Here is a 2,794-nt window from a genome sequence, read left to right as displayed (position 1 = left end):
CGCCACAGGGTTAACCATGTCCCCCCGGTCCAAACAGGTGACTGCGACTTAGCGCCCACCCATGATCGCAATGTAATCCTGGGTCCAGCGGCTGTACGGCACGAACTTGCCGCCTTCGGCCTGTGGGGTTTTCCAGAAGGCGATCTTGTCGAACTGGTCGAACCCGTTGATCTTGCAACCCTCGGCGCCGAGCAGTTCGCTTGCCTTGCACGCCTCGGGCACGGCCGGCAACGAGCCGAACCAGGCGGCTACGTCGCCCTGGACTTTCGGCTGCAGCGACCAGTCCATCCATTTATAGGCGCAGTTGGGGTGCTTGGCCTCGGCGTGCAGCATCGTCGTGTCGGCCCAGCCGGTGGCGCCTTCCTTGGGAATGGTCGAGGCGATCGGCTGTTTCTCGTTGATCAGGCCGTTGACCTGGTAGGGCCAGGCGCCGGATGCGACCACGCCTTCGTTCTTGAAATCGCTCATCTGCACGGTGGTGTCATGCCAGTAGCGGTGGATCAACGGCTGCTGGGCGCGGAGTAATTCCAGCACGGCCTTGTACTGGGCTTCGTCGAGCTGGTACGGATCCTTGATGCCCAGCTCGGGCTTGGCGGTCTTGAGGTAGAGCGCCGCGTCCGCGATGTAGATCGGCCCATCGTAGGCTTGCACCCGACCCTTGTTCGGCTTGCCGTCGGGCAGGTTCTGCGCCTCGAACAGTACATTCCAACTGGTCGGCGCCTGCTTGAACACCTCGGTGTTGTACATCAGTACGTTCGGCCCCCACTGGTAGGGCGTCCCGTAGGTCTGTTGGTTGACCACGTACCACGGCGCGTCCTTGAGGCGCGGGTCGAGGTTTTTCCAGTTGGCGATCAACGCGGTGTTGATCGGCTGCACGCGTTTGCCGGCAATCAGCCGCAGCGAGGCATCGCCCGACGCGGTAACGAGGTCGTAGCCGCCCTTGGTCATCAGGCTGACCATTTCGTCGGAGGTGGCGGCGGTCTTGACGTTGACCTTACAGCCGGTCTCTTTCTCGAAGCCGCTGACCCAGTCGTAGGCCTTGTCGCTTTCGCCGCGTTCGATGTAGCCCGGCCAGGCGACGATATCCAATTGGCCCTCGCCAGCGCCAATGGCCTTGAGCGGTTCGGCGGCCTGGAGGCTGGCGCTGGCCAGCAGCGCCGTGGTGATTGCACTGAGCAATGCGGTCTTGTGCGCGTACATGGAAATCCCTCTTGCTTTAATTATGGTCGGGGCAGTTTTTCGAACGGGGGTGAAGCGCCATGGCTGGCCTGTTATTAGAGTAGTGCTGTTCCCTACAGATGCTGGCCATGCCGGGCCATGATATGGCGCACCACGCTGTAGTCCTGAAGCGAATCGCTGGACAGGTCCTTCCCATAGCCCGAGCGTTTCAGGCCGCCGTGGGGCATTTCGCTGACCAGCATGAAATGACTGTTGATCCAGGTGCAGCCGTATTGCAGCCGCGCCGCCATCTGCATCGCCTTGTCGAGGTTCTGGGTCCAGACCGAGGAGGCCAGGCCGTATTCCGATTCGTTGGCCCAGTCCACCGCCTGGCTGAGCTCTTCGAAACGGGTCACGGTGACCACGGGGCCGAATACTTCGCGTTGGACGATCTCGTCGCTTTGCTTGCAGCCCGCCAACAGCGTGGGCTGGTAATAAAAACCGGCGCCGGAATGCACCGCCGCACCGGTGATGCGCTCGATATGCGGCTGGCCGAGGGCACGCTCGACGAAACTGGCGACGCGGTCGCGCTGGCGGGTACTGATCAGCGGCCCGATTTCGTTGTCGGCGTCGCGCTTGCCGGCAAAACGCAGGCTGCTGACCGCCGCGCCCAGTTCAGCCACCAGCCGATCGTGGATCCCGGCCTGGGCGTAGATCCGGCACGCGGCGGTGCAATCCTGGCCGGCGTTGTAATAACCATAGTTGCGTACACCCTCGACCACTGCCTGCAGGTCGGCATCGTCACAAACGATTACCGGGGCCTTGCCGCCCAGCTCCAGGTGCGTGCGCTTGAGGGTTTTTGCCGCGGCCTGGAGGATTTTCTGGCCGGTGACGATATCGCCCGTCAACGAGACCATGCGCACCTTGGGATGGCTGACCAGATGGCTGCCGACACCTTCGCCGCCACCACAGATGATGTTGATGACGCCGCGCGGCAGGATCTCGGCCAGGATCGGCGCAAGGGCCAGGATCGACAGCGGCGTGTGTTCCGAAGGCTTGAACACCAGGGTATTGCCGGCGGCGAGGGCCGGGGCGATTTTCCAGGCCGCCATCATGATCGGGTAGTTCCAGGGCGCAATGGACGCCACCACGCCAATCGGGTCGCGACGCACCATGCTGGTGTAGCCGGGCAAGTATTCGCCGCTGAGCTGGCCGGTCTGGCAGCGTACGGCGCCGGCAAAAAAACGCAACACATCCACCGTCGCGTTCAGGTCGTCCTGACGCGCCAGGTGCAGTGGCTTGCCACAGTTCAGGGATTCGAGACGGGCCAGGTAATCGGCGTTTTTTTCGACAGCGCCGGCGATGTCCAACAGCAGGTTCGAGCGTTGTTGCGGCGTGGTGCGCGACCAGCCGTCAAAGGCTTGATGAGCCGCGAGGATAGCGGCTTCGACCTGTTCGGTACTGGCCTCGGCGATGTGGGCGAGCACTTCACCGGTGGCCGGGTTGAGGATCGGCTCGACAACGCCCTCGCCGGGTACGCTTTCGCCGTCGATCAACAACGCGGTACATAACGGGATTTGCGTGCCGGCCATTTTTTATAGATCTCAGTTTTACCGATAACCTGTGGGAGCGGGCC

General features: G+C 62.6%; 2 protein-coding genes. Both read right to left on the bottom strand.

Features of this window, described 5'->3' with window-relative positions; translation table 11 throughout:
* Positions 1-48: 48 nt before the first annotated feature.
* Positions 49-1,200, bottom strand: coding sequence for a putative ABC transporter substrate-binding protein YdcS (gene ydcS, locus ACE04F_RS12370; RefSeq protein ID WP_486107032.1), 1,152 nt, complete (start codon positions 1,198-1,200; stop codon positions 49-51).
* Positions 1,201-1,292: 92 nt separating this feature from the next.
* Positions 1,293-2,750, bottom strand: coding sequence for a gamma-aminobutyraldehyde dehydrogenase (locus ACE04F_RS12365; protein WP_486107030.1), 1,458 nt, complete (start codon positions 2,748-2,750; stop codon positions 1,293-1,295).
* Positions 2,751-2,794 lie beyond the last annotated feature (44 nt).

The organism is Pseudomonas sp. AGC41, assembly GCF_057334555.1.
This window is presented reverse-complemented; position numbering and strand designations above follow the sequence as displayed.